Origin of the sequence: Marisediminitalea aggregata (assembly GCF_900129565.1) — a bacterium.
GTDB classification, from domain to species: Bacteria; Pseudomonadota; Gammaproteobacteria; order Enterobacterales; family Alteromonadaceae; genus Alteromonas; species Alteromonas aggregata.
The window spans coordinates 71,371-93,334 of the sequence record NZ_FQWD01000004.1; the positions used below are offsets into that span (position 1 = coordinate 71,371).

Consider the following 21,964-nt stretch of genomic DNA (forward strand, 5'->3'; position numbering starts at 1 on the left):
TATGCGTGACCCATTAGCCGTAAATCAACTGCTTTGCGGGTTTGGAACTGGATGTCTTATACAAATCATAAGCATTTTGATAATTCAACCACGCAGCCGCACTGATATTCGTTACTGACTCTAGTTTCCGGGCTAACTCGATTTGAACACTAACATGCCCATTGATGAAACGGGATAAATGTTTCGGTGAGATCCCCATCAACGCTGCGATTTCTGGCTGTTTTAATCGCGACTTGCTTAAACATCTTCGTTTAAAGACATCTCCCGGATGAGGCCGGTATAACCCTTCATCCCGACTAACGCTTTCAGCGGTGCCAGCAAACTCAGGTATCATGGATTGTACTCCCTGAAGTCAATGTTGTAGCAGTTACCATCCCAAAAATCGCAAATGACCGCACCACAAGGCTCGATATTATTAACGGTAATAGTCACCGACCAAGCCCTTTTATCATTGGGATTAAATTGTACTGCGCCAATGTCGTGTAAATCAGTAATCACATCTGCGGCATCTAAATCGAATAGCACATTCCGGATTTCAAAGTTGTAGAGCGAAGGAAAAACAGACAAATCGTCGTTTACCCATACTTCTTTGAGTCTTCGGTCTATTATCGTTTTTATCGACATGACAACACTGCCATTACCTACAAGGTAATATTACCCAAAAGGTAATACTATGCAAGTTGGTGGACCACCTCAACCTGAAAAAAGCGTCCATTACGATTAGGCTTAGCATGATGGATTAATTACCTGTTGGCGATATACCTATCGCGGGTACGGGGGCAACATAAGGGTTTAACGCAACACCGGCTCGGGCAGCCAGAATTGGGGCGATAACGCCTTCTGCCGTTACCGTATTTAGCTTGCCCTTGTTATCGGTCCAACTCACCTGCACTACTACCTGCTTAGCCTGCACTGCAGTTACAAGCGTTTGTTGCGCTGTCGATAGCTGACTACCTGTTTGCCAGTTGTCTGGCTGGCCGTTTCCCGTGGTATCAACGAAATAAACGTCAGTTACCTGCCAGTTACGCTGAAAATTCACTGACGTTGAAACACTAACAGGATGGAGAATTTGCCCAGCCGGCAACTGCCCGCCTTTATTATTCGCAATACTTTTGAAGTCATTGGCATTCTGAGCCGACGACTCTAACCACTGAAAATGCGCCAAATCATCCAGCTTTTCCTGCGCCAGATACCAGGCGTGGGTGCGCAAAGCCTGTTGTTCATCCAACTGCACGAAATGGGTCTGCAGTGTGATTAACCCCGTTCCTGATATCGCAACCAGTGATGTCGCCACAAGTAACTCTACAAAGGAAAATCCGCACATGTCTTGTCCTTAAAAATCCCGCCAGCTGCCCGGAACAACGGTCACTCGGGTAAAAGGAGATTGCTGTAGATTATTCAACGCAGTCTTGTCGTAAACCACCTGCACCTTTGTGTTTGCGGTATCGACCTGTTGATTAGCCAGCAATACGCCATGGATGACTGCACTATTATTCGCAGCAATATGGAACGGCCCCTTGTTTGCTGCGGTAAGGGCCCAGAAGACCAAACCGTGTACGGCGGCACTGGCCTGCAGCGTCAGACTCCCATTCTCAACTACCAGCAAAACAGGCTCAGCCGCACTTCCCAACGTAACGCCTGGCGCAATATCGCAATCGCCTTGCACCCACACAAAGCCTGATGTGAGCGAAGATATTGAAGAACAATCTGCGGTTCTGACATTGGCCTCTTGCGCCAACACAGATAGTTCACTGGCCTTAAGGTTAAATGCATAAAGCCACAAGTCAGCAGGAAAAGTACTATTGTTAGCGAGTACATCACTGCCAAACGCGCCCACGTGACTCAGCGTGTTGCCACCGCATCCCACGGTGCTTAAATACGCCGGGTAGCACGTCTCAATGTTGGCGGTTGGACTTAAAACTGGTGCTGACCACAGCGCCAGCGGCTGCCCCTGCCCGACTCCATCATGATTAACGCCGATGACTAATTGGCTGCCAATGGTCACGGCCCCATTCAGCGCTGCAGGTCCAGTGCCGATCATGACAGGTGCAGGTGGTATACGCGCCACGATGGGATAAATCACTGCATCTGTAGCAACGTTTGCCTGGGTTAATCCGTCTTGTGTGGTGCCTGTCGAACTCATTGAAATAGCGCGTTTAAACCTTGTGCCTGCAGACAAGGGATTATCGGTTGTTTGCACCACGTAATGACTTCCCGAAGACAGCCCCCCTCCGGTGCCTGGCGATGACCAGTCAGGCTTTGCCTGCAAGGTTGCGAGCGCCTGGTTCAACCCACTGTTAGCAGCATTTAAGGCAAGATTTCGACTTTGCACATTATTGAGTATTTGATACTCCAGCGACTTCACTTTACTCACGTACAAGGTAACCAGTGTGGCCAGTATCAGTAACAGCAGTACCCCGCTGAGCAGCGCCATGCCTGAACATTGAGTCTGCTGACAACGGTTAACCAACATGATTTTTTACCAGCACTGTTTTGCTGTAGGTTTGTGACAATCCGGGATTGGCTTTCAGGTATCCCGATAGACGAATAGCAACACGAGTGACGGGCACCCCGTTTTGATTCAGCGTGCTCGGCTGAAAAGACAGTTCGGTGACAATCACCAGATCCCTGTCGGAAATATCTTCCCACCCTTTGCTGTGACAGCTCGCTCCGGCTTTACGGACTTCCACGGTTTTGTTTTGCAGGCGGTAGCCAAATTGTTCGTTCGGAAATTGTGTGTCTAATACGCCGTTGCTGTTTACATCATAACGAAAGGTGACACAGGTATTGGCGGGCTCACTGGGATAGGCACCAAAAGACAGGTGATGACTGAATACGCTTCCTGAAGCGCCGGGGTGTAGTGTCTGCTGCGTGTTGCCGTCATACCCTGCGCGCTGGAGATCCGACTGTATCAACGCAAAGACATTGCCTAACTCTTCGGTCAGTCGCGCATTATTGAGCAAATGTTGGTTCAGACTGACAGAGCCTGCAACCAAACTGGTGAGCGCCAGCGTTGCCCCACTGCCAAGACCCAATACAATAATGAGCTCAGGTAAGGCCATTCCTTGCCAATGCCGTAACATATCATCATTCACCTAGTTATCCCTTCATGGCTTCAGTTTGCATTACGCACTACATAACCAACACTGTCCTTTCTACCGGTTTTTCTAAAGCTCTACCAAAGTACGTTGGTTGCCCTGGTGTATTTGGCTAGTCTTGAGTCCATGGCTAACAAAGGAATGAGTCGATGACACACAAAACGCAAACTGGCTTTACGTTGCTGGAATTGATGATTGGGCTGCTTATTATCGGTATTCTGAGTGCCGTTGCGATGCCAGTCTATCAGGAGCAAATTCGAAAAGTACGCAGGGATGCAGTAAAAATGCAGTTGTTGAGTTTACACATAAACCAACAAGCATATCGCCTGCAAAACCCCAGCTTTGCCACTGGCCAGAAACTCGGCTTGCCGTCGTCGGATTTCTATCAGTTTTCCGTTGCGAACGTGTCCTCGCAAACCTTTGTACTCACTGCAAAGGCGGTGGGCACGCAGAAACAAGATAAGGGATGTGCAAGCTTAACCATCGACCAGTCGATGACTCGTCAACCCAGCGGTTGCTGGTGAATGTAGTTTTAGGAAGGTTGTAAAGCAAAACAGGTTAGCGAGTTAGCTAACCTGTTTGATACGCAGTTCTTTCGGTACCGCAAATTCAATGTTTTCTTCGCGGCCCGGGCGCTCAGACGCCGTTACGGCTCCCCAGTCCAGCAAACGCTGAATAACGCGTTTTACCAATACTTCAGGGGCAGATGCACCCGCGGTAACACCAATGTGCTCCACGCCGTCCAGCCAGTCTTTCTGAATACAGGCTTCATCTGCAATCAAATAGGCCTTTGCACCGATTTTCTCTGCCAACTCTCGCAGGCGGTTAGAGTTTGAGCTGTTTTGTGCACCCACTACAAACAACACCTGACAATCCTGTGCCAGCTCACGAACCGCATCCTGACGGTTTTGTGTGGCATAACAGATATCGTCTTTGCGTGGCCCTTCAATCTTCGGGAAACGCTGACGCAGCGCATCGATCACGTCTGCAGTATCGTCTACCGACAGCGTTGTCTGACTGCAGTAGTAAAGTGCATTGGGATTTTTCACTTCCAGCGTGGCTACGTCGTCGCTGGACTCAACCAAATAAATACCGCCTTCCGGATTGTCGTACTGACCCATTGTGCCTTCTACTTCCGGGTGACCAGCGTGACCAATCAGAATACACTCGGTGCCCCGTTTACTGGCACGGGTTACTTCTAAATGCACTTTTGTGACTAACGGACAGGTAGCATCAAAGACTTTTAAGCCACGACGCTCTGCTTCTTTACGCACTGCCTGGGACACGCCATGCGCAGAAAAAATGACGATGTTGTCATCTGGCACTTCGGTAAGCTCATCGACGAATATCGCGCCGCGTTCTTTCAGGCCGTCAACCACAAACCGGTTGTGGACCACTTCATGACGCACATAAATCGGTGGCTGAAAGATTTCCAGCGCGCGCTCAACAATGGTTATGGCTCGGTCAACACCCGCACAAAAACCTCGCGGATTAGCTAAGTGAATTTGCATACCACAGGCTCCTTGGCTTATGCGTTGATCACGTCGATGATTTCAACATCAAACACCACGGTTTGTCCAGCAAGGGGATGATTAAAGTCCACTGTAACTGAATCACCTGCCACACTGCGCACGATCCCAGGCACTTCGCTGCCGTCTGGTTGCGCAAATGCGATGATGGTGCCGGGTTCAATGGCCATATCACCACTGAAACGACTGCGATCCATATGATGAATGTTGTCCGGGTTTGACTGTCCAAATGCGTCATCCGGGCCCAGCTCAAATGACTTTTTATCACCGGCTTTTAATCCCAGCAAACAGGCTTCAAAGTTGGGTGTTAAGCTGCCGTCGCCCATGACTAATTTGGCGGGCTTCTTGTTAACCCGCGTGCTGTCTGCTGCAGAGCCGTCTGATAACTTCAGGTCAAAATGCATAATGACCTGGCTGCTTGGGCCAATGACCGGTAAGGCTTGTTCGCTCACGGTTTATTTCTCACTCGCTGATTGGGTTGTCGTATCGCTGGCACTGTCTGATTTGTTCGTTAACATGTCCCAAATCAGTAATGCTGCACCAACGAAGATAGCGCTGTCGGCTAAATTAAATGCCGGCCAGTGCCAATCATTTACGTAAAAATCCAGAAAATCGATGACATAGCCATGCACAATACGGTCATAAACATTACCGATCGCACCGCCTAAAATGAAACTAAAGGCCACTGGTAGAAGCTTTTGTTGCTTGGGCGTTTGCTTTAACCACCATAAGATCACCGCACTAACGGCAATCGCGATGGCGGTGAAAAACCAGCGCTGCCAGCCACCTGCGCCATGCAGGAAGCTAAATGCCGCACCGTAGTTATGCACATAAGTGAAGTTGAAGAATGGCATTACCTGAATGGACTCATACAAGTCCATTTTGGCCATTACCTCGTACTTGCTCCACAGATCCAGCAGCACAGTAACAGCACTGATCCAAAGAAAACGCAGCCCGGTTTGGCTTACCACATTAAGCATAGTGACGTACTTCTCCGTCGCCATCTACGTTTGTCACACAGCGGCCACACAGCTCTTCGTGACCTGTATGTGAGCCCACATCTTCACGGTGATGCCAGCAGCGGACACATTTTTCGCCAGCCGTTTTGGCCACACTGACAAACAAACCAGATACATCGGTCTTCTCGGCGTCGTCGGTTTTCTCGGCAGACGCTTTCACCGTCGCACCCGAGGTGATTAATACGAAACGCAGTTCATCACCTAACAGATCCAGCTGGGTTTTTAATGCTTCATCGGCATACAAGGTAATATCGGCTTCCAGTGAACCACCGAGTACCTGCGCTTTACGCGCTTGCTCCAACGCATGGTTAACCGCATCTTTCACGGCCATGATCTGTTGCCAGAAATCATCGTCCAGTGCGCCGTCCTGAGTAAAGCTGTTGAAGCCGTCATACCAGGTTTCAGTGAACACAAACTTGCCGCGTTCACCCGGCATTTCCTGCCAGATTTCCTGAGCAGTAAAACTGGTGATCGGTGCCATCCAGCGAACCAACGCTTCTACAATGTGGTACAGCGCTGTTTGACATGAACGACGCGCAACACTGTCCTGCTTCGCGGTGTATTGTCTGTCTTTGATGATATCCAGATAGAAGCTACCCAGATCAAGCGAACAGAAGTGCGTGAGCTTTTGCGATACCACCAGCAGGTCGTAGCGCTCATAAGCGGCAACCAGCTCTTCCTGTAACTGCTTGGCACGGGTAACCATCCAGCGATCCAGTGCCACCATATCCTGCTCTGCCACTAAGTCTGTAGCAGGGTTAAATCCATTCAGGTTGGCCAACAGGAAACGGGATGTGTTACGCAAGCGGCGATAGTTATCGGCGGCGCGTTTCAAAATTTCGTCCGATACCGCGATTTCACCACGGTAATCCGTAGAGGCAACCCACAAACGCAGGATGTCGGCACCCAGTTTGTTAGTGACTTCCTGAGGCGCAACCACGTTCCCCAAAGACTTGGACATTTTCTTGCCCTGAGCGTCCACTGTAAAGCCATGGGTCAGCACTTGCTTGTATGGCGCGTGACCATGCATGGCAGTAGACGTCATTAACGACGACATAAACCAGCCGCGGTGTTGGTCAGAACCTTCCAGGTACAAATCAGCTGACGCCGGGATATCGTCGCGACAATCCACAACGAAGAAATGTGTCACACCTGAATCGAACCAGACGTCCAGCGTATCGGTTACTTTTTCGTATTGGTCAGCATCGCTACCCAACAAGGCTGCATCGTCGATATCCCACCAGGCCTGAATCCCTGAGGTTTCAATGTCCGCCGCAACTTTTTCGATTAGCGCAGAAGTTTCAGGGTGTAGTTCACCCGATACTTTATGTACATAAAGTGGAATTGGCACACCCCAGGTACGCTGACGTGAGATACACCAGTCAGGGCGACCTTCTACCATTTTGCTGATGCGGTTTTCGCCCCACTCCGGTATCCACTGAGTATTGCGAATTTGTTCTAACGACTGTTCGCGTAAACCCAGCTTGTCCATGCTCACAAACCACTGTGGCGTGGCACGGAAAATAATCGGCGTTTTGTGACGCCAGCAGTGCGGATAGCTGTGCTCATAAGCCACATTCAATACCAGATTGCCATGCTCGGCCAGGGTATCGATAACCGACTGGTTCGCTTTAAACACATGCTGACCGGCAAACAGCGGGGTATTTTCTAAATACACCCCGTTGTTGCCAACTGGGTTGTACACTTCGATGTCGTATTGCTTACATACGTTAAAGTCGTCCACACCGTGTGCAGGCGCGGTGTGAACACAGCCGGTACCTGACTCGGTTGTGACGTGGTCGCCCAGCACGATCAGCGACGTTTTATCCAGGAAAGGATGCTGTAAGCGCGCTTTATCTAACGCACCGCCAATGCACGTTGCTACGACGTTAAACGCTTCACTGCCGTAACGCTTGGCACAACTTTCCGCCAGGTCGCTGGCGACAATCAACCAGTCAGACGCGCCTTCCAGTGCAATAAGAGAATATTCTAACTCCGGGTGCAGACTCACGGCCAGGTTGGCAGGCAAGGTCCAAGGGGTTGTTGTCCAGATAACAACGCCGGTGTTGTGCGCTTTTAAATCGTCTTCGCTAACGCCGAAAGCTTTTGCAAACACGTCGACGTCAGCCAGCGGGAATTTTACATCGATGGCAGGCGACGTTTTGTCTTTGTACTCAACTTCCGCTTCAGCCAGTGCAGAGCCACAGTCAGTACACCAGTGAACCGGTTTAAAGCCTTTTTCCAGGTGACCGGCTTCAATGATTTTGCCCAGTGCGCGAACAATGTTGGCTTCTGACGCGAAATCCATGGTTTTGTATGGCTTGTCCCACTCGCCCAGTACACCCAGACGTTTAAAGTCTGCCATTTGGCCGTCGATTTGCTTTTGCGCGTAGTCGCGGCATTTTTGGCGAAACTCTGCGGCACTGACCTTCACACCAGGCTTACCGACTTTCTTCTCTACCATCAGTTCGATAGGCAGGCCGTGACAGTCCCAGCCAGGCACATAAGGCGCATCGAAGTCAGAGAGGGTTTTCGACTTCACAATAATGTCTTTGAGGATCTTATTCACCGCGTGACCAATGTGAATATTTCCATTGGCATACGGGGGGCCGTCGTGCAGCACAAAAGGCGTTTTACCGGCTTTGGCTTCACGAATTTGCTTATACAAACCTTGCTTTTCCCAGCTTTTCAGCATTTGGGGTTCACGTTGGGCAAGGTTTCCACGCATCGGAAACTGAGTTTCCGGCAAATTCAGTGTGGCTTTGTAATCACTCATAGCGTTTGTTATTTCCGTCCGCGTTATCGGGAGGTTCCCGTTTCAGACCTTTACAGGTCGGTATTCATTTTCAAAATCCGCTGTGCCTGGGCAACATCGCGGGCAATCTGTTGTTGTAGTGCTGACAATCCGTCGAACCGTTGTTCATCGCGGATTTTTTCTACCGGCACTACCGTAATTCGCTGACCATACAAATGGCCTTCAAAATTAAAAATATGCACTTCCAGTTGCTTGCGCTGTCCGTTCACTGTAGGGCGCGAACCAATGTTTGCCACACCACAGTAGGCCTTGTCTGCAATGTGCAGCTTTACAGCAAACACACCCGTGACTGGTGTCTGACAACGATTCAACAATACGTTGGCAGTGGGAAAGCCAATGGTACGGCCTTTTTTTTCACCGTGTATTACACGCCCGCTGATGTAGAACGGTCGGCCTAGCATATCTGCAGCCAGCTCAAAGTTGCTGTCCGCCAGCGCTTCGCGCACCGCTGTCGAGCTAATGCGGCAGTCTTTCATGCGGAAGCTTTGGGTACTGACGACGTCGAAACCGTGTTCGAGTCCGGCAGCCTGTAACATATCGAAATCCCCTTGGCGCGCTTTTCCAAAGCGGAAGTCATCACCGACTACCAGGAATTTCACACCAAGCTTTTTCACCAGCCATTGTTCAATAAATGATTGTGGCGACTGCGCAGCAAACTGGGCATTAAACCGAACACACAACAGGCGATCAACCCCTTGTGCTTTTAGTAGCTGGTATTTTTCTGCCAATGGACTGATGCGCGCAGGCGCAGTATCTGGCGTAAAGACTTCTTCCGGATGCGGTTCAAACACCATTACCGTTGCAGGTAGCCCCAGGCGACGCGCCTGTTCAATGACGTTTCTCAACACCGCCTGATGACCCTGGTGAACACCGTCAAATTTACCAATGGTTAATACACAACCAAAATGACTGGCTTTCAGATTATTCAGGCCCCGAATAAGCTCCACGATGTACTACAACCTTACAGATGACTATGTTACAAAGCCGGCGATTATAAACTACCCAGCCCGCAATACCAATCGCTAAGCAGGGTTAAAATTACGGGATTTGAAATGTCGGAAGCGAATACCCATCATAAACAGGCTTGCACCAAACACGGCTACGGCAAGCAATATGGTCAACGTTAGCGAAATAACCTGGTCTTTAAACACTAACGATGTAAAAGGTACGTTGTACTGCATCCACATGATAGACATCGCCATCGCCGTGGTTGCCACCACCACTCGCATAACAAACCCTCGCGTTAACCGGCTGATCTTGTAAACGTTTTGGCGATATAGTCCAATGTAGAGCAACACGGCATTAAGGGTGGCCGACAAGCTGGTTGCGATAGCCAGCCCGATGTAACCATAAGGCAGCGCGAAGATAAGATTGAACAGCATGTTTGCCGCCATACACCAGATGCCGTACTTCACTGGCGTCTTGGTGTCCTGACGGGAGTAGTAACCCGGCGCGAGTACTTTCACCAACATAAAGCTCAGCAGGCCGAAGGAATAGGCCGTTAAACTGTAGGATGCCATGCGTGTGGTTTCCGCTGTAAACGCACCTCGCTGGAAGATAACAGACAAAATCGGCTCGGCTAACACGCCCAAACCGGTCGCTGCGGGAATGCCCAGCAAACACACCATTCGCACCGCCCAATCCATGTTTCCGGAAAAGCCACTTTCGTCTTTACCCACGTGATTGCGCGATAACGTGGGCAAAATAACTGTCGCGATGGCAATGCCAAATAAGCCAAGTGGGAATTCCAGCAACCGGTCAGAGTAATACAACCAACTGATGGACCCGGTGACCAGGAAGCTGGCAATGAAGGTATCCAGCAACAGGTTTATTTGGCCGACAGACACACCAAACAGAGCCGGGATCATCAGTGTGCGCACTTTGACAACACCTGGGTCGTGCCAACCCCACTTTGGCTTTACTAAAAGCCCGGCGCGATACAGAAAAGGCAATTGGAAGGCCAGTTGTACGATACCACCTAAAAACACCCCCCACGCCAGCGCGAAGGCAGGCTGTGACATGTGTGGCGCTAACAACCAGGCACAGGCAATGATACACACGTTCAGTAACACCGGCGTAAACGACGCAACGGCAAATTTGTTCAGGGTATTGAGAATGGCACCCGACAACCCGGTTAACGAAATAAATGCAATATACGGGAAGGTGATTTTGAGCATGGTATTAGCCAACTCAAATTTCGCGCCGTCTGGCTCGTCGTTCAGGTAATCGATAAACCAGCCTGTGCCAAACAGGGCTGTTAATACGGGGGACAACAGGACGCCCACAATGGCGGTGACAAACACAATTGCACCGAGTGTGCCCGATACATAGGCAACAAACTGTTTTAATCTGACTTCATCCTTTTCGGCGTGAACTTCGGTGAGGACCGGAATAAATGCCTGTGCGAATGCACCTTCAGCAAACAACCTACGCAGAAAATTGGGAATTTTATTGGCGAAGAAAAACACATCCGCGGCGGCTTCAGCCCCCATCAGGCGCGCGATCACCACGTCGCGAACCAAGCCCAATACACGCGACAACAAGGTCATCGTGCTCACAATAAGGCCAGACTTAATTAACTTCCTCGACACAACAATTCCATAATGGGCTTAACGCCCGATACCAATAAGTCAGGCCATTCTAGCGTAAAGTCAGCAAGTTAAGCCAACCTTGATTGCATAATCAGTGAGCGAATTGCGCAGCATCACCCTGCCTGGTCCATCTTATCGATGAGCATCATGGAGAGATTCACAAAATCGGTTGACGTCACAATGCCTATTACCTTGTTGGATTCGTCTACCACCGGTAAGCAGCCATGCTTATTGCGTAAAAAGAACGGGGCGACATCACGGATTAGCTCATCGGCCTTTACCGTATCGAAATCCAGCACCGCCACTTCCATGATGTTGGTGTCTTTTTCATGTTGCTCCAGCGCATCATTGCCATAAAGCACCAACATACTCATCACTTTCGCAATCAGGCTTTTTTGCGTTACCACCCCCACAATAGCCTTGGTGTCTTTGTTCACCACCGGCAAATGGCGAATGCCTCTGTGTCGGGAAATATAGTGGGCGTCGTGAAGGCTGTTGCCTTCGTGAAGTTGCAGCACTGGGCAGGTCATAATATCGGCGACAGTTAGCATAAGCAGGTCCTTAATTAACGCTAAGGTTCGTTCATTATTTTTATTACGTAGTGTAGCCATTAACGGGTCTATCCAGTGTGACCTGAATCAATTCCGATGGTTCCGCTCAGGCAAATCAGAATAGTCGAATGCTGGCAAGCCGCCGGCAGAGAGCTTTCTACAGTCTGTTTTACAATGACTTAGCGGGCTTTTCTTCTCGGCGCTTTTTGGCTATTCTTTGGCCTGTGGAAGAAAAGTTACGCTTATTTGAGAAATTGTTTGACAAATAGCCGATAGCTAAGCATAATCCGCACCCTCGTTTTTGACATGAATTTTTTCTGGGAGTTACACCTTGGCTAACATTAAGTCTGCTAAGAAACGTGCAATTCAAGCCGAAAAGCGTCGCCAGCATAATGCCAGCCGTCGCTCCATGACTCGTACAAGTATTAAAAAAGTAGTAGCGGCTATCGCCAGTGGCGATAAAGAGGGTGCCCAGGCTGCACTGGCTGCTGCCACTCCAATTCTTGACAGAATGGCTACCAAAGGTTTGATTCACAAAAACAAAGCTGCTCGTCATAAGAGCCGTCTGGCTGCGCAAGTTAAAGCGTTGGGTTAATCCACGATTAACGAACAGTGATAAAAAGCGCCTTACGGCGCTTTTTTTATACCTGCTTGTTTTATGCCTGCCATTTTAGGGCGTGTCACGTAACATTCAATAACTCGTCATTGAATCGTCAAGTGGACGTCACCTAACTGTCAATTGCATTCACTACATTAAGCCCAGCCAATTCGGAATAATCCAGCAGGGTGACGTGATGCCAACACTCCACTACAAAGCAGTATGGTTGTCTGATATTCATTTGGGCAATAAAGACTGCAAAGCAGAATACCTTTTAGAATTTCTTCATAACATCAAAGTAGATACCCTGTACCTGGTGGGTGATATCGTTGATATGTGGCAGATGGAAAAGCAATTCCGTTGGCCGGAAGCCCATAACCGGGTAATGCACAAACTCATGCAAATGAGCAACGATGGTGCGCGCGTGGTGTATTTACCTGGTAATCACGATGCCCCCATTCAAAAATACTCGGGCATGGCATTTGGCGACATCGAAATAGAGCGCGAACTGGTGCACGTCACGGCTGATGGCAGACAATATCTTGTACTGCACGGCGATCAGTTCGATGCTGATGTAACGCTGGGGAAATTTCACGCCTGGATTGGCGACAAAGGCTACGACCTGCTGTTGTTTTTGAACCGCTGGTACAACCGCTTCCGCAGTTGGCGGAATACCCACTACTGGTCGCTGGCGGGTTATATTAAGAAACACATAAAAGGCGCGAATAAAGCCATTGAGCGCTACCGTGCCGCAGGCTGTGACTATGCCAGAGCCAAAGGCTTAGACGGTATCATTTGCGGTCACATTCACCATCCTGAGTCGTTAATGGTCAACGGTATTCATTACATAAACGATGGAGACTGGATAGAAAACTGCTCAGCGCTGGTAGAAGATATGGACGGTGAGTTAACCCTGATCCACTTCAATGAATACCTGAAGCAAAAGGCATCCGTGGCAATACTGGCTGATTTTGTTAAAGGTGAGCAGGCGGCATAGCCCCTGCTCCGCTGTAAAATAAGTGACATACAACTGTGCTTTTTTCGTCACAATTGGTTGATATCGTGTAGCGAAAATCGCACAAAGTGTACTTAATATGTTTACTGTAGACGGCCTACTCAACGAGTATTATCCGCAGGTTGCAAACAACCGCATCCTGAACAAACCCCTGTGTTTTGTTCTACGACACCTGCTACACGAAAGGGAAATTGCAGATTTCGGACGGACCTATCCGCACTATCACGACATTGACTTTGTCGAGCAGGTCTTAGAGTACTTTAATGTAAGTACCTCAATCCGCGACAATGAACGCGAGCGCATCCCCAGTGAGGGGCGTGTCGTGATCATTGCCAACCACCCGATTGGTTCAATCGATGGGTTAGCCCTCATCAAATTAATCTCTGAAATACGCCACGACCTTAAAGTGGTGGCCAATCAGATGCTGATGGCCATTGAGCCATTACGTGACCGGCTGCTACCGGTAAACAACATGCAAGGCGGCACGCCTAAACAGCATTTATCGGCCATTCATGACCACCTGGCTTCAGAAGGTGCGGTACTTATATTCCCTGCCGGAGAAGTCTCTCGATTGCGTCCACAGGGCGTGCGCGACACACACTGGCACAGCGGCTTCCTGCGCATGGCACGTCACGCCAAAGCGCCTATCTTGCCGATTTTTATTGATGCCAAAAACTCGCCCTTGTTTTACGGCGTATCCATGATTTACAAACCGCTGGCGACAGCCTTACTGGTAAAAGAAATGTTCAATCAGCGCCGTAAATCACTCCCAATGCGTATAGGCGAACTGATCCCCTACAGCAGCTACCAATCCATGTCGATATCTGTTCCCGATACAGTAAAGCTGTTTAAACGTCACCTGTACCGCATAGGCACCAATAAGAAAGGCATATTTGCGACACAGGCTGCCATTGCCATGCCTGAGGACAGAAAAGAGCTGTCCCGAGCAATTCGCCAATGCGAACACCTGGGTGAAACGTCTGACGGCAAACACATCTACTTATACCTGCACAAAGGCAGTTCCGTGATCATGCGGGAAATCGGCCGCTTACGCGAAATTGCCTTTCGAGCGGTAGGTGAAGGCACCTTGCAGCGCCGCGACATCGATCGCTACGACAATCACTATTACCACCTGATTTTATGGGACGACAAAGACCTTGAGATCGTTGGAGCCTATCGCTTTGGCGATGCCCAGCGCTTGTCACAGCCCGATCATCAGACCGGCTTGTATTCTGCGACCCTGTTCGAATACGCAAAAGACAACCCGGCATTGTTTGAGGAAGGGTTGGAGCTGGGACGCAGCTTCGTTCAGCCACGTTATTGGGGTAAAAGAAGCCTGGACTACCTGTGGTTCGGTATTGGTGCGTTTTTAACGCGTTACCCACACTATCGCTACTTATTCGGGCCGGTTAGCCTGAGTAACAGTTACCCACAGCCTGCCAAGCAGCTGATTGTGCAATTTTATCAGACCTACTTCCCGGCCAGGTTTGGCGAAGCCAAGGCGAAAATCCCCTTCACCGTGCCCAGTGACAGTTTAAAAGCTTTCTCTGGTAACGATTACAAAAAAGAGTTCACTCAACTCAAGCACTTACTTGCCAATATGGGAGTGAATGTCCCGACGCTGTATAAGCAGTATACTGAAGTGTGTGAACACGATGGCGTGGCATTCCTCGACTTTAATATCGACCCGGATTTTTGTGACTGCATTGACGGTTTAGTCGTCGTAGACACCGAGAAACTGTTACCCAAAAAACGGAAACGTTACCTGCTATCCCACCAATTAGCAGAGAGCGCATAAGCACATTTACAGGGCAGTCATTGACTGCCCTGCCGGTGTCGCAAATATTACACTCCCCGTGAAACTTTCACGTAGTAGTATTTTTCATCCTGCGCCATTTCAAATGGCAAACTTTAGTAAACTCATGATTTAAAGTGCTTTTTTAACCTAGCTCAAATCTGGCACCCGGCTTGCTGCAAGTAATGCTGATACGATTCAGATACTGAGGATGACAAGATGAAAAAGCTACTCACACTGTTTATTTCAACCGGATTGATTCTTAACCTGACAGCGTGCGGGACGATTCTACACCCAGAGCGTAAAGGCCAGACAAGTGGTCGATTGGATGCGGGCGTTGTGTTACTCGATGCCGTTGGCTTGCTGTTTTTCTTCGTGCCCGGCGTGATTGCGTTTGCAGTAGACTTCTCTAACGGCACGATTTACTTGCCAGACGGCTATACACAAAACCTGACTGACGAAGAAATGCAGTCGGTGACAGTGAATGGTCAGGTTGACCAGGAAAAACTCAAAGCTCTTATTGAGAATAAAACGGCGCTGCAGTTGCCAGAACAACCGCTGAACGTAACGTCTTTAGAAGATGAAACCCAGCTTGCCAAGCTATTGAAGGTGTACTCACCCCAATTAATCGCAATGAATCAGGTCGCGATAAATTAGCCGGCAACACCAGGCTGAAACGCTGAGGGAACAGCATCAATACTTGCGAGGTGAAGTGTACGAACACTTCACCTCTTGTAGGTTAGCAACCTGAAGTTTCTTTTACGATTTCAGGTTCTTTGTAGTCATTAACGAAACTCTCATAGGACACATAGCACCTGCCTGCTACGATCGCCGTATAGCCGACCCCGGCATTCATTTTACTGCGCGTAGTTATGTAAACCTCACGAGTCGATTCACCGCTTGAAGCCTGGCCGTTAAAGTTCTCTGCAAACGTAAGATCATTCGGGCCGTAGACCATAAGTTCCAGTATTTCAGGTACCCCGTCGCTGTCATTATAGGATGTGCCAAGTGGATAGCCTCTGTCGAAATATACGCCATCGAACTCAAAGCCATTGTTCATACCGCCTGCACCGGTAGCAATTAACGCTTTGGCATTACCTAGATTAGCAGCCGCTTTTAGTCCTGCTGCCAGGTTATTGATCACAGCAGCGTTGGCATCGGAAGAAAAATTCACAAATTTGGGCAAAGCCGTCACCGACAGTACACCCAATAAAATGATGACAGTGATCAGCTCGATAAGCGTGAATCCCTGTTGTTTTGGGGATTGAAATTTCATAAACCCTTTACAGTGACAAATTCATATACAACAATAAATAACAGCGTCTTATTGCTTATAGTAGCGCAAAAAACATACATCGGCGACCGACAAACACACCAGCCCTTTTTCAATAAGTTTGCTGCCAGACGACATAAAAAAACGCAAAACAAAGCTTTCGGCGGATCGGGCTCATCAGAACAACTGCACTCGTTGTGGCAACTATAGTGACATTTCATGCACCGTAAAAGCCACTTTTTCGCCCGTACTTTAACCTATTTGGCTATTAGGATAATGCTAATACTTTAATTGTTTCAGGCATTAAGCAAACATTGAAAAAATACTACACACTCTTAAGCATACTGGCAGCTGCATTTATTCTTTGGGTTATCTACCTCGCAAATGCGGGAGCAACCAGCGTCTTTTTCAGCGTTAGACAACACATTCCTTTTGGCGATAAGCTCGGGCACTTTGGTCTGTTTGGCTCACTCACCCTCCTTGTTTTAGCCGCGACAAACGGAAAATCCGTGGGCGTGTCTGGCCAACGTTATTATATCGGGAGCCTGGTTATTCTGCTGTTTGTTACGGCGGAGGAAATCAGCCAGCTGTATATCCCTTCCCGCACTTTTGATGTGTTCGACTGGCTGGCTGATGTAGCCGGTATTTTAGGCGCATCGCTTGTTTATAAGCTTGCTCTGCAGATGAGGACAAACAGGACCTTATGAGCGGCTAGTCTGATTCAATGACTTCAGGGTCTAGGTTTTGCTTTTGTTGTCGGGCAATACGACGGTCAATCACAAAACGTGAGATAGATACCACTGCCAGCAGAAAACACGTCAGAGAAATGAGCCCGCATGGAACGGCCATTAACAGCACACCTGCGTTAAAGCCCCCTATAGCCTCTAATTGCCCCTATTGGCCAGAATAATGCCAATGCTCAGCTCAATAGCAATGGACTCAATATCTAATTGTGGCTTAGGCGAAATCGTCTTCGCCGCATAGTGGTCAACTTTAAAGGACATGCTGCCGCCAAATTCTGGTACCAGCGTTGCTGGTAAACGCACATATACAAGAATTATTTGCTAACAATTCATCACACTTCCGGTCAGCAAATACCCGTATAGTGTTGCCTGAGAACTCAACTTTGCATCAAAAACAAAGGATTGTAAATGAACAACGAGGCAGCGGGGACATCGCAAAATAAACGCTATTATGAACTGGACTGGCTTCGTGTCATTCTGATCTTCGCGGTCTTTTTGCACCATGTTTTTATGCCGTTTAATGGCGATGACTGGCATATAACCAATACCGATTCCAGCAAATTGCTGGACGATATCATGGTGTATTTCGAGCAAATCCGTTTACCCATACTGTTTTTTATTGCCGGCGCAGGTAGCTACCTGTTACTGCAGCGCAGCACTGCCGGCGCTTTCTTTAAAAGTAAAATTTACCGGCTGGTCGTGCCTTTTTTTATTGGCATGATGTTTATCGTGCCGCCGCAGGAATATTTTGAACACCCAGACCAATATAGCTCGTTGCTAGACGCCTATTACCACCGATTTCTGGCGTTTGAACCTAACCACCTTTGGTTCCTCGAGTTTCTTATCGTTTTCATGGTGTTTGCCATACCTGTTGCTGCCTGGTTAAAAAGTAGCGCGTCGAAGCTAGTCTTGTCGGGGATAACGCGTTTGGCACAATACCGTTTGGGGCTATTTTTGCTAGTTGCTTTGCTTATTGCGGTGCGATGCTGGCTTCAGACCACCACCTTTAATGAAGGGCATGGGATCGACAACCTGGCCTTGTCTGCTTTTTATGGTCTGTTTTTCCTGTTTGGTATGATATGCATGAGTCGCTCTTCCATTTGGGATTCTTTTGCCAAGCACAGACGCACCAGTGCGGTAACACTGCTTCTGTGCTCCTGTTTGTTCTATGGATATTACCTCGTTGATTTTAGCGGCTACGCGTCACTGCAGACGCGCTGGGCGATATGGTGGGCCATGTGCTCACTGGTATCCTGGTCGGCTATGCTGACCCTGGTTGGTTACGCCAGCAAGTACTGCACCTCCTCACCAGAGTGGCTTCGTACGGCCAATTCATTGATTTTTCCATTCTATATTTTGCATCAAACGATTATCGTCGGCCTGGCGTTTTACATCGTGCAGTGGCAAAGCAGCATTGCCATCAAATCAACCCTATTATTAGTACTATCGTTCGCTATTTGCGCAGCAACCTGCTACGTTGGCATTCGGCCATTTAACCTGACTCGCAGGCTGTTTGGCATGAAACCTATTATCAAGGAACACGCATAAGGAGGCGCACATGAAGGCGTTACTGGTTGTATTATTTGCCTGTCTGCTCACCATCTCGGTTCAGGCAAATCAGCCATTTCCTAATGTTATGCAAGCAGACAAACACGCGCCCTCGCCTGCCGCCACGTTGGATTCGGTTGCCTGGCTGGCCGGGCACTGGCGGGGGGAAGCATTTGGCGGCATTGTAGAAGAAGTCTGGTCGCCCCCATTAGGTGACTCGATGATGGGCGCGTTCAAACTGGTTGTTGGCGACAAGGTGCAGTTCTATGAGATCGAAACAATCATGGCGGTTAATGCATCGCTGGTGTTTCGTTTGAAGCACTTCGGTAATGACTTAACAAGCTGGGAAGAAAAAGAGGAATATATGGACTTTCCTCTGTTAAAGCTGACTCAGGACACCGCGTATTTCAATGGCCTCACCTTGCAGCGTATCGACGAAAACACCATGAATATTTACGTAGCCATTGAAGATGGCGGCAAAATCACGGAACATAAGTTCCATTATAAAAGAGTATCGTCACGCTAACGCGTCGGCTTGGCAACGTCTTCGACTAATCCAATGGCTGTCTCGTTACGTAGCTAAATTAAAATATCAGGTTGGCTCGTTATTATGTTGAAAATCATTGTGTTGCTTCCATTAGTCCTCAGCCTGATTTGGGTGGGCTATCTGAAGGTTAATCAGTATAGTCTGGCCGACGGCAAGCAGGGATTTAAGTACATCTTTATTTTCTCGTCGGTTGTCGCCCTGTTCTTCACATTTATGTATTTTGTCACACAGTAACGCCAATCTGCTATAAGCGTGGCGTGCTGCTCTGTACGCCCATTTATAGCCGCATGTTGACTTCCCGTCTCAACAACTTCTTTTCGGGTAACACTCTTTCGCTTTACCACTAAACCTGAATTATCTACAACGCCGCGAAGAAGAGTACAAAAAAGGCCACTCGTAAGTGGCCTTCCTGAATAATGCGATTAATATCCTGGTGAACTACAGGTTAATCTTTACATCCGCAGCGTTGCGCAGGGAGTCGATAAACGCCTGATAACCAGTCTGTGCGCTTGCGGTAGCAATCTGCTGAGCAAGCGCTGCACTGTCTTCTTCTGACAGCGCCTCAGGCTGATTAATGCCTGTCACCTTCACAATACCCACATCGCCTGAGCCCAGCTCGGCAATATCAATGTTGTCAGGCGCAGCATTACCCAGCGTAAACAAGGTTTCAACCAGAGCACGTGGCAGTTCACCACTGGTACGCGTCAGCGCTTCTTTGCTTTCCCACGACAGCGTAACATCACCCAGCTCAAGTGAAGGTGTTTCACCCGCTTTGATTTGCTCAACTACGTTGGTCGCCCAATCGGCTGCGGCCTGTTGTGCTTTCTCGGCACGAAGCTGCGCAAGAATTCGCGTGCGTACTTCGTCTAGCGATTGAGTGCGTTGTGGCTCGTGCTCTGCGATGCGAACGAATGCAATAGTGTCGTCATCAAGTTCAATCAGGTCACTGTTCAGACCTTCTTCAATAAACGCTGGGTCAAATACCCGACTGGTTACTGCTGGCACGTTTAATGGCGCAGGCACCAATTGCGCGCTGACCAGTCCGGTTTCTTTCACAGGCTTATTCGCTACACCTGCCACATCTTCCAGTGTGTCTGGCACTTCAAACGCCAGATTAGCCATGTCATTCTGCAAAGAGTAAAAACGATCAGTGGCTTTGTCTGTAGCAAGCTGGTTGCGAATTTCTTCGCTAACTTCAGCTAATGGCGTCACTTCCTCAGGCTTGATATCGGTAAGCTTGATAATGTGATAACCAAACTCAGTCTCAACCACGTCAGATACATCGCCTACCTGCGCCAGTGAGAACGCTGCGTCGTCAAACGCTTCGTCCATCATACCTGCAGTAATGAAATCCAGGTCGCCGCCGTTTTCAGCGGTAAAAGTGTCATCAGAATTTTCTTGTGCGAGAGTCGCAAAATCTGCGCCGTTGGCAAGTTCAGCCACTAGTGCTTCAGCTTTGGCTTTTGCCGCTGCTTCATCATCACCAAACTCAATGATAATGTGCGATACGCGACGCTCTTCCGCCGTTTTGTAAAGCAGGTTGTTTTCGGTGTAGTACTGTTCAACTTCTTCGTCAGATACAGTGACATCGCCTTTCAGATCATCAACGGAAAGGACTACATAAGCAATGTTCACCTTTTCTTGCGTATCGAACTGAGCAAGATTCGCTTCGTAGAAGGTATTCACTTCTTCATCGCTCAGCTCAACCTCAGAGGCGAATGGCGCAGAGTCGACGATAAGGTATTCGGCATTACGTGTTTGCTGTTGCAACGCATTCGCCAGGGTCACTTCTGCAGGTAGTGCGAAATCACTGGCGCTGACCGCTCGTGCCAGCTGCTCACGAGTCATTTGCTGACGCATATAATTGCTGAACGAAGCGGGTTGGAAACCATTTTGACGAAGCAGCATTAAATAACGCTCATTGTCGAATGTACCTGCCGTTTGAAACTCTGGCATTTGTACAATGGCTTCTCGGATTTGCTTGTCAGACACGCGTAAACCCAATTCTTCTGCTTTTTGCAGCACAAGGGTATCTGCAATTAAGCGATCCAATACGTTTAAACGAAAATCACGCAGGTAATTTTCATCACTGAACAAAGCGCCGATGCTTTCACCAAACTGCGCTTCAAGACGCGCGCGTTGAGACTGGTAAGCACGCTCAACATCTTGTTGGCTAATTTCTTCGCCGTTAACTTCTGCCGCTGCCGTGACACCTGACGATGACACATAGCTACTGACGCCTGCAAATACGAAACTCAACACTATCAGGACAATGATCGCCATCGCCCAAGGGCCTTGAGAACCTTCTCTGATTCTTTCTAGCATGACTCGATTCTAACTCCGTTACATACCGCTGCCCGAGACATCAACAAAATGGTTGTACTCTCGGTAAAATAAGCCGGGATTATAGCCTAACATTCACCCGGATAGAATGCTGGAACGACATTCCTTGTGTCGATACCAATAAAAAAGGCGATGGAATTCCATCGCCTTTTCAAAAACTCTGACTGCTTATTAGTTACAAGCGTCTTTCAGTGCTTTACCAGCTTTGAAAGAAGGTACTTTAGCTGCAGCAATTTCGATAGTCTCACCAGTTTGAGGATTACGACCACTACGTGCAGAGCGCTCTCTTACAGAGAAAGTACCGAAACCAACCAGTGCTACTTGATCGCCTTCTTTCAGCGCGTCAGTTACCGCGTCAGTGAAAGCGTCCAGTGCACGGCCAGCAGCAGCTTTAGAAATATCTGCACCAGCAGCGATTTTATCGATGAGTTGAGACTTGTTCACAATTAAGATCCCCTTCGTTTGTTATTATGCTCTCGTCCGCAAAAACATTAATTCA

Annotated in this window: 25 protein-coding genes; 9 read left to right on the top strand and 16 right to left on the bottom strand. The window is 48.7% G+C overall.

Features of this window, described 5'->3' with window-relative positions:
* Window positions 1–13: 13 nt before the first annotated feature.
* From BUB81_RS11845 to BUB81_RS11865, 5 genes are all read right to left on the bottom strand, one after another.
* Entirely contained in the window at window positions 14–334 is a 321-nt protein-coding gene (locus BUB81_RS11845) for a HigA family addiction module antitoxin (protein ID WP_084526498.1), read from the bottom strand.
* A complete protein-coding gene (locus BUB81_RS11850; protein WP_073323003.1) occupies window positions 331–624 on the bottom strand; it encodes a hypothetical protein in 294 nt (97 codons plus the stop codon). Before BUB81_RS11850 ends, BUB81_RS11845 begins: the two co-directional genes overlap by 4 nt.
* Window positions 625–739: 115 nt before the next feature.
* Window positions 740–1,324 (bottom strand): type IV pilus modification PilV family protein, encoded by a 585-nt coding sequence (locus BUB81_RS11855; RefSeq protein WP_073323005.1) that lies wholly within the window; start codon window positions 1,322–1,324, stop codon window positions 740–742.
* A 9-nt stretch (window positions 1,325–1,333) separates the two neighbouring features.
* On the bottom strand, window positions 1,334–2,473 hold the full coding sequence (locus BUB81_RS11860) for a hypothetical protein (protein WP_073323007.1): 1,140 nt from the start codon (window positions 2,471–2,473) through the stop codon (window positions 1,334–1,336).
* Window positions 2,463–3,095, bottom strand: a complete 633-nt coding sequence (locus BUB81_RS11865) for a hypothetical protein (protein ID WP_084526500.1) — start codon at window positions 3,093–3,095, stop codon at window positions 2,463–2,465. Before BUB81_RS11865 ends, BUB81_RS11860 begins: the two co-directional genes overlap by 11 nt.
* Before the next feature lie 152 nt (window positions 3,096–3,247).
* Here BUB81_RS11865 and BUB81_RS22495 point away from each other — a divergent pair, with 152 nt between their 5' ends.
* Complete coding sequence (locus tag BUB81_RS22495; protein ID WP_073323009.1) at window positions 3,248–3,622, top strand: type IV pilin protein; 375 nt, start codon at window positions 3,248–3,250, stop codon at window positions 3,620–3,622.
* Between the two features lie 42 nt (window positions 3,623–3,664).
* Here BUB81_RS22495 and ispH read toward each other — a convergent pair whose 3' ends face one another.
* The 7 genes from ispH to BUB81_RS11905 form a co-directional block, all read right to left on the bottom strand.
* Entirely contained in the window at window positions 3,665–4,609 is a 945-nt protein-coding gene (ispH, locus tag BUB81_RS11875) for a 4-hydroxy-3-methylbut-2-enyl diphosphate reductase (protein WP_073323011.1), read from the bottom strand.
* 17 nt (window positions 4,610–4,626) lie between these two features.
* On the bottom strand, window positions 4,627–5,079 hold the full coding sequence (fkpB, locus tag BUB81_RS11880) for an FKBP-type peptidyl-prolyl cis-trans isomerase (RefSeq protein ID WP_073323013.1): 453 nt from the start codon (window positions 5,077–5,079) through the stop codon (window positions 4,627–4,629).
* Window positions 5,080–5,082: 3 nt separating this feature from the next.
* Window positions 5,083–5,607 (bottom strand): signal peptidase II, encoded by a 525-nt coding sequence (lspA, locus tag BUB81_RS11885; protein ID WP_073323015.1) that lies wholly within the window; start codon window positions 5,605–5,607, stop codon window positions 5,083–5,085.
* Complete coding sequence (gene ileS, locus BUB81_RS11890; RefSeq protein ID WP_073323017.1) at window positions 5,600–8,422, bottom strand: isoleucine--tRNA ligase; 2,823 nt, start codon at window positions 8,420–8,422, stop codon at window positions 5,600–5,602. Before ileS ends, lspA begins: the two co-directional genes overlap by 8 nt.
* 50 nt (window positions 8,423–8,472) lie before the next feature.
* Window positions 8,473–9,408 carry a bifunctional riboflavin kinase/FAD synthetase gene (gene ribF, locus BUB81_RS11895; protein WP_073323018.1) on the bottom strand — a complete coding sequence of 312 codons (936 nt, stop codon included), beginning with the start codon at window positions 9,406–9,408 and terminating at the stop codon, window positions 8,473–8,475.
* 75 nt (window positions 9,409–9,483) lie between these two features.
* Window positions 9,484–11,052, bottom strand: coding sequence for a murein biosynthesis integral membrane protein MurJ (gene murJ, locus BUB81_RS11900; RefSeq protein ID WP_073323019.1), 1,569 nt, complete (start codon window positions 11,050–11,052; stop codon window positions 9,484–9,486).
* A 113-nt stretch (window positions 11,053–11,165) separates the two neighbouring features.
* Window positions 11,166–11,603 carry a CBS domain-containing protein gene (locus tag BUB81_RS11905; protein WP_073323876.1) on the bottom strand — a complete coding sequence of 146 codons (438 nt, stop codon included), beginning with the start codon at window positions 11,601–11,603 and terminating at the stop codon, window positions 11,166–11,168.
* Window positions 11,604–11,934: 331 nt separating this feature from the next.
* Between BUB81_RS11905 and rpsT the strand changes: the two genes are divergently transcribed.
* From rpsT to BUB81_RS11925, 4 genes are all read left to right on the top strand, one after another.
* Entirely contained in the window at window positions 11,935–12,198 is a 264-nt protein-coding gene (gene rpsT, locus BUB81_RS11910; RefSeq protein WP_073323020.1) for a 30S ribosomal protein S20, read from the top strand.
* 199 nt (window positions 12,199–12,397) lie between these two features.
* Window positions 12,398–13,198, top strand: coding sequence for a UDP-2,3-diacylglucosamine diphosphatase (locus tag BUB81_RS11915; protein WP_073323021.1), 801 nt, complete (start codon window positions 12,398–12,400; stop codon window positions 13,196–13,198).
* Window positions 13,199–13,295: 97 nt separating this feature from the next.
* Window positions 13,296–15,014: a bifunctional ornithine lipid synthase OlsF gene (olsF, locus tag BUB81_RS11920; RefSeq protein WP_073323022.1), complete on the top strand. Its 1,719-nt coding sequence runs from the start codon at window positions 13,296–13,298 to the stop codon at window positions 15,012–15,014.
* A gap of 216 nt (window positions 15,015–15,230) precedes the next feature.
* On the top strand, window positions 15,231–15,668 hold the full coding sequence (locus BUB81_RS11925; RefSeq protein WP_073323023.1) for a hypothetical protein: 438 nt from the start codon (window positions 15,231–15,233) through the stop codon (window positions 15,666–15,668).
* A gap of 82 nt (window positions 15,669–15,750) precedes the next feature.
* On the opposite strand, the gene BUB81_RS22500 is transcribed toward BUB81_RS11925, so the two are convergent.
* Window positions 15,751–16,287: a pilus assembly FimT family protein gene (locus BUB81_RS22500; protein ID WP_073323025.1), complete on the bottom strand. Its 537-nt coding sequence runs from the start codon at window positions 16,285–16,287 to the stop codon at window positions 15,751–15,753.
* 311 nt (window positions 16,288–16,598) lie between these two features.
* Between BUB81_RS22500 and BUB81_RS11935 the strand changes: the two genes are divergently transcribed.
* Window positions 16,599–16,991, top strand: a complete 393-nt coding sequence (locus BUB81_RS11935) for a VanZ family protein (protein ID WP_073323027.1) — start codon at window positions 16,599–16,601, stop codon at window positions 16,989–16,991.
* Between the two features lie 4 nt (window positions 16,992–16,995).
* Here BUB81_RS11935 and BUB81_RS22160 read toward each other — a convergent pair whose 3' ends face one another.
* A complete protein-coding gene (locus tag BUB81_RS22160; protein WP_175555807.1) occupies window positions 16,996–17,133 on the bottom strand; it encodes a hypothetical protein in 138 nt (45 codons plus the stop codon).
* Between the two features lie 302 nt (window positions 17,134–17,435).
* On the opposite strand from BUB81_RS22160, the gene BUB81_RS11940 reads away from it, so the two are divergent.
* The 3 genes from BUB81_RS11940 (at window position 17,436) to BUB81_RS22165 (ending at window position 19,356) form a co-directional block, all read left to right on the top strand.
* Window positions 17,436–18,575, top strand: a complete 1,140-nt coding sequence (locus BUB81_RS11940) for an acyltransferase family protein (protein WP_073323029.1) — start codon at window positions 17,436–17,438, stop codon at window positions 18,573–18,575.
* A 10-nt stretch (window positions 18,576–18,585) separates the two neighbouring features.
* Window positions 18,586–19,101, top strand: coding sequence for a DUF6265 family protein (locus BUB81_RS11945; RefSeq protein WP_073323031.1), 516 nt, complete (start codon window positions 18,586–18,588; stop codon window positions 19,099–19,101).
* Between the two features lie 84 nt (window positions 19,102–19,185).
* Window positions 19,186–19,356, top strand: coding sequence for a hypothetical protein (locus BUB81_RS22165; RefSeq protein ID WP_175555808.1), 171 nt, complete (start codon window positions 19,186–19,188; stop codon window positions 19,354–19,356).
* Window positions 19,357–19,560: 204 nt separating this feature from the next.
* On the opposite strand, the gene BUB81_RS11950 is transcribed toward BUB81_RS22165, so the two are convergent.
* On the bottom strand, window positions 19,561–21,447 hold the full coding sequence (locus BUB81_RS11950; RefSeq protein WP_073323033.1) for a SurA N-terminal domain-containing protein: 1,887 nt from the start codon (window positions 21,445–21,447) through the stop codon (window positions 19,561–19,563).
* A 189-nt stretch (window positions 21,448–21,636) separates the two neighbouring features.
* Window positions 21,637–21,909, bottom strand: a complete 273-nt coding sequence (gene hupB, locus BUB81_RS11955; protein WP_073323035.1) for a nucleoid-associated protein HU-beta — start codon at window positions 21,907–21,909, stop codon at window positions 21,637–21,639.
* Between the last annotated feature and the right edge of the window lie 55 nt (window positions 21,910–21,964).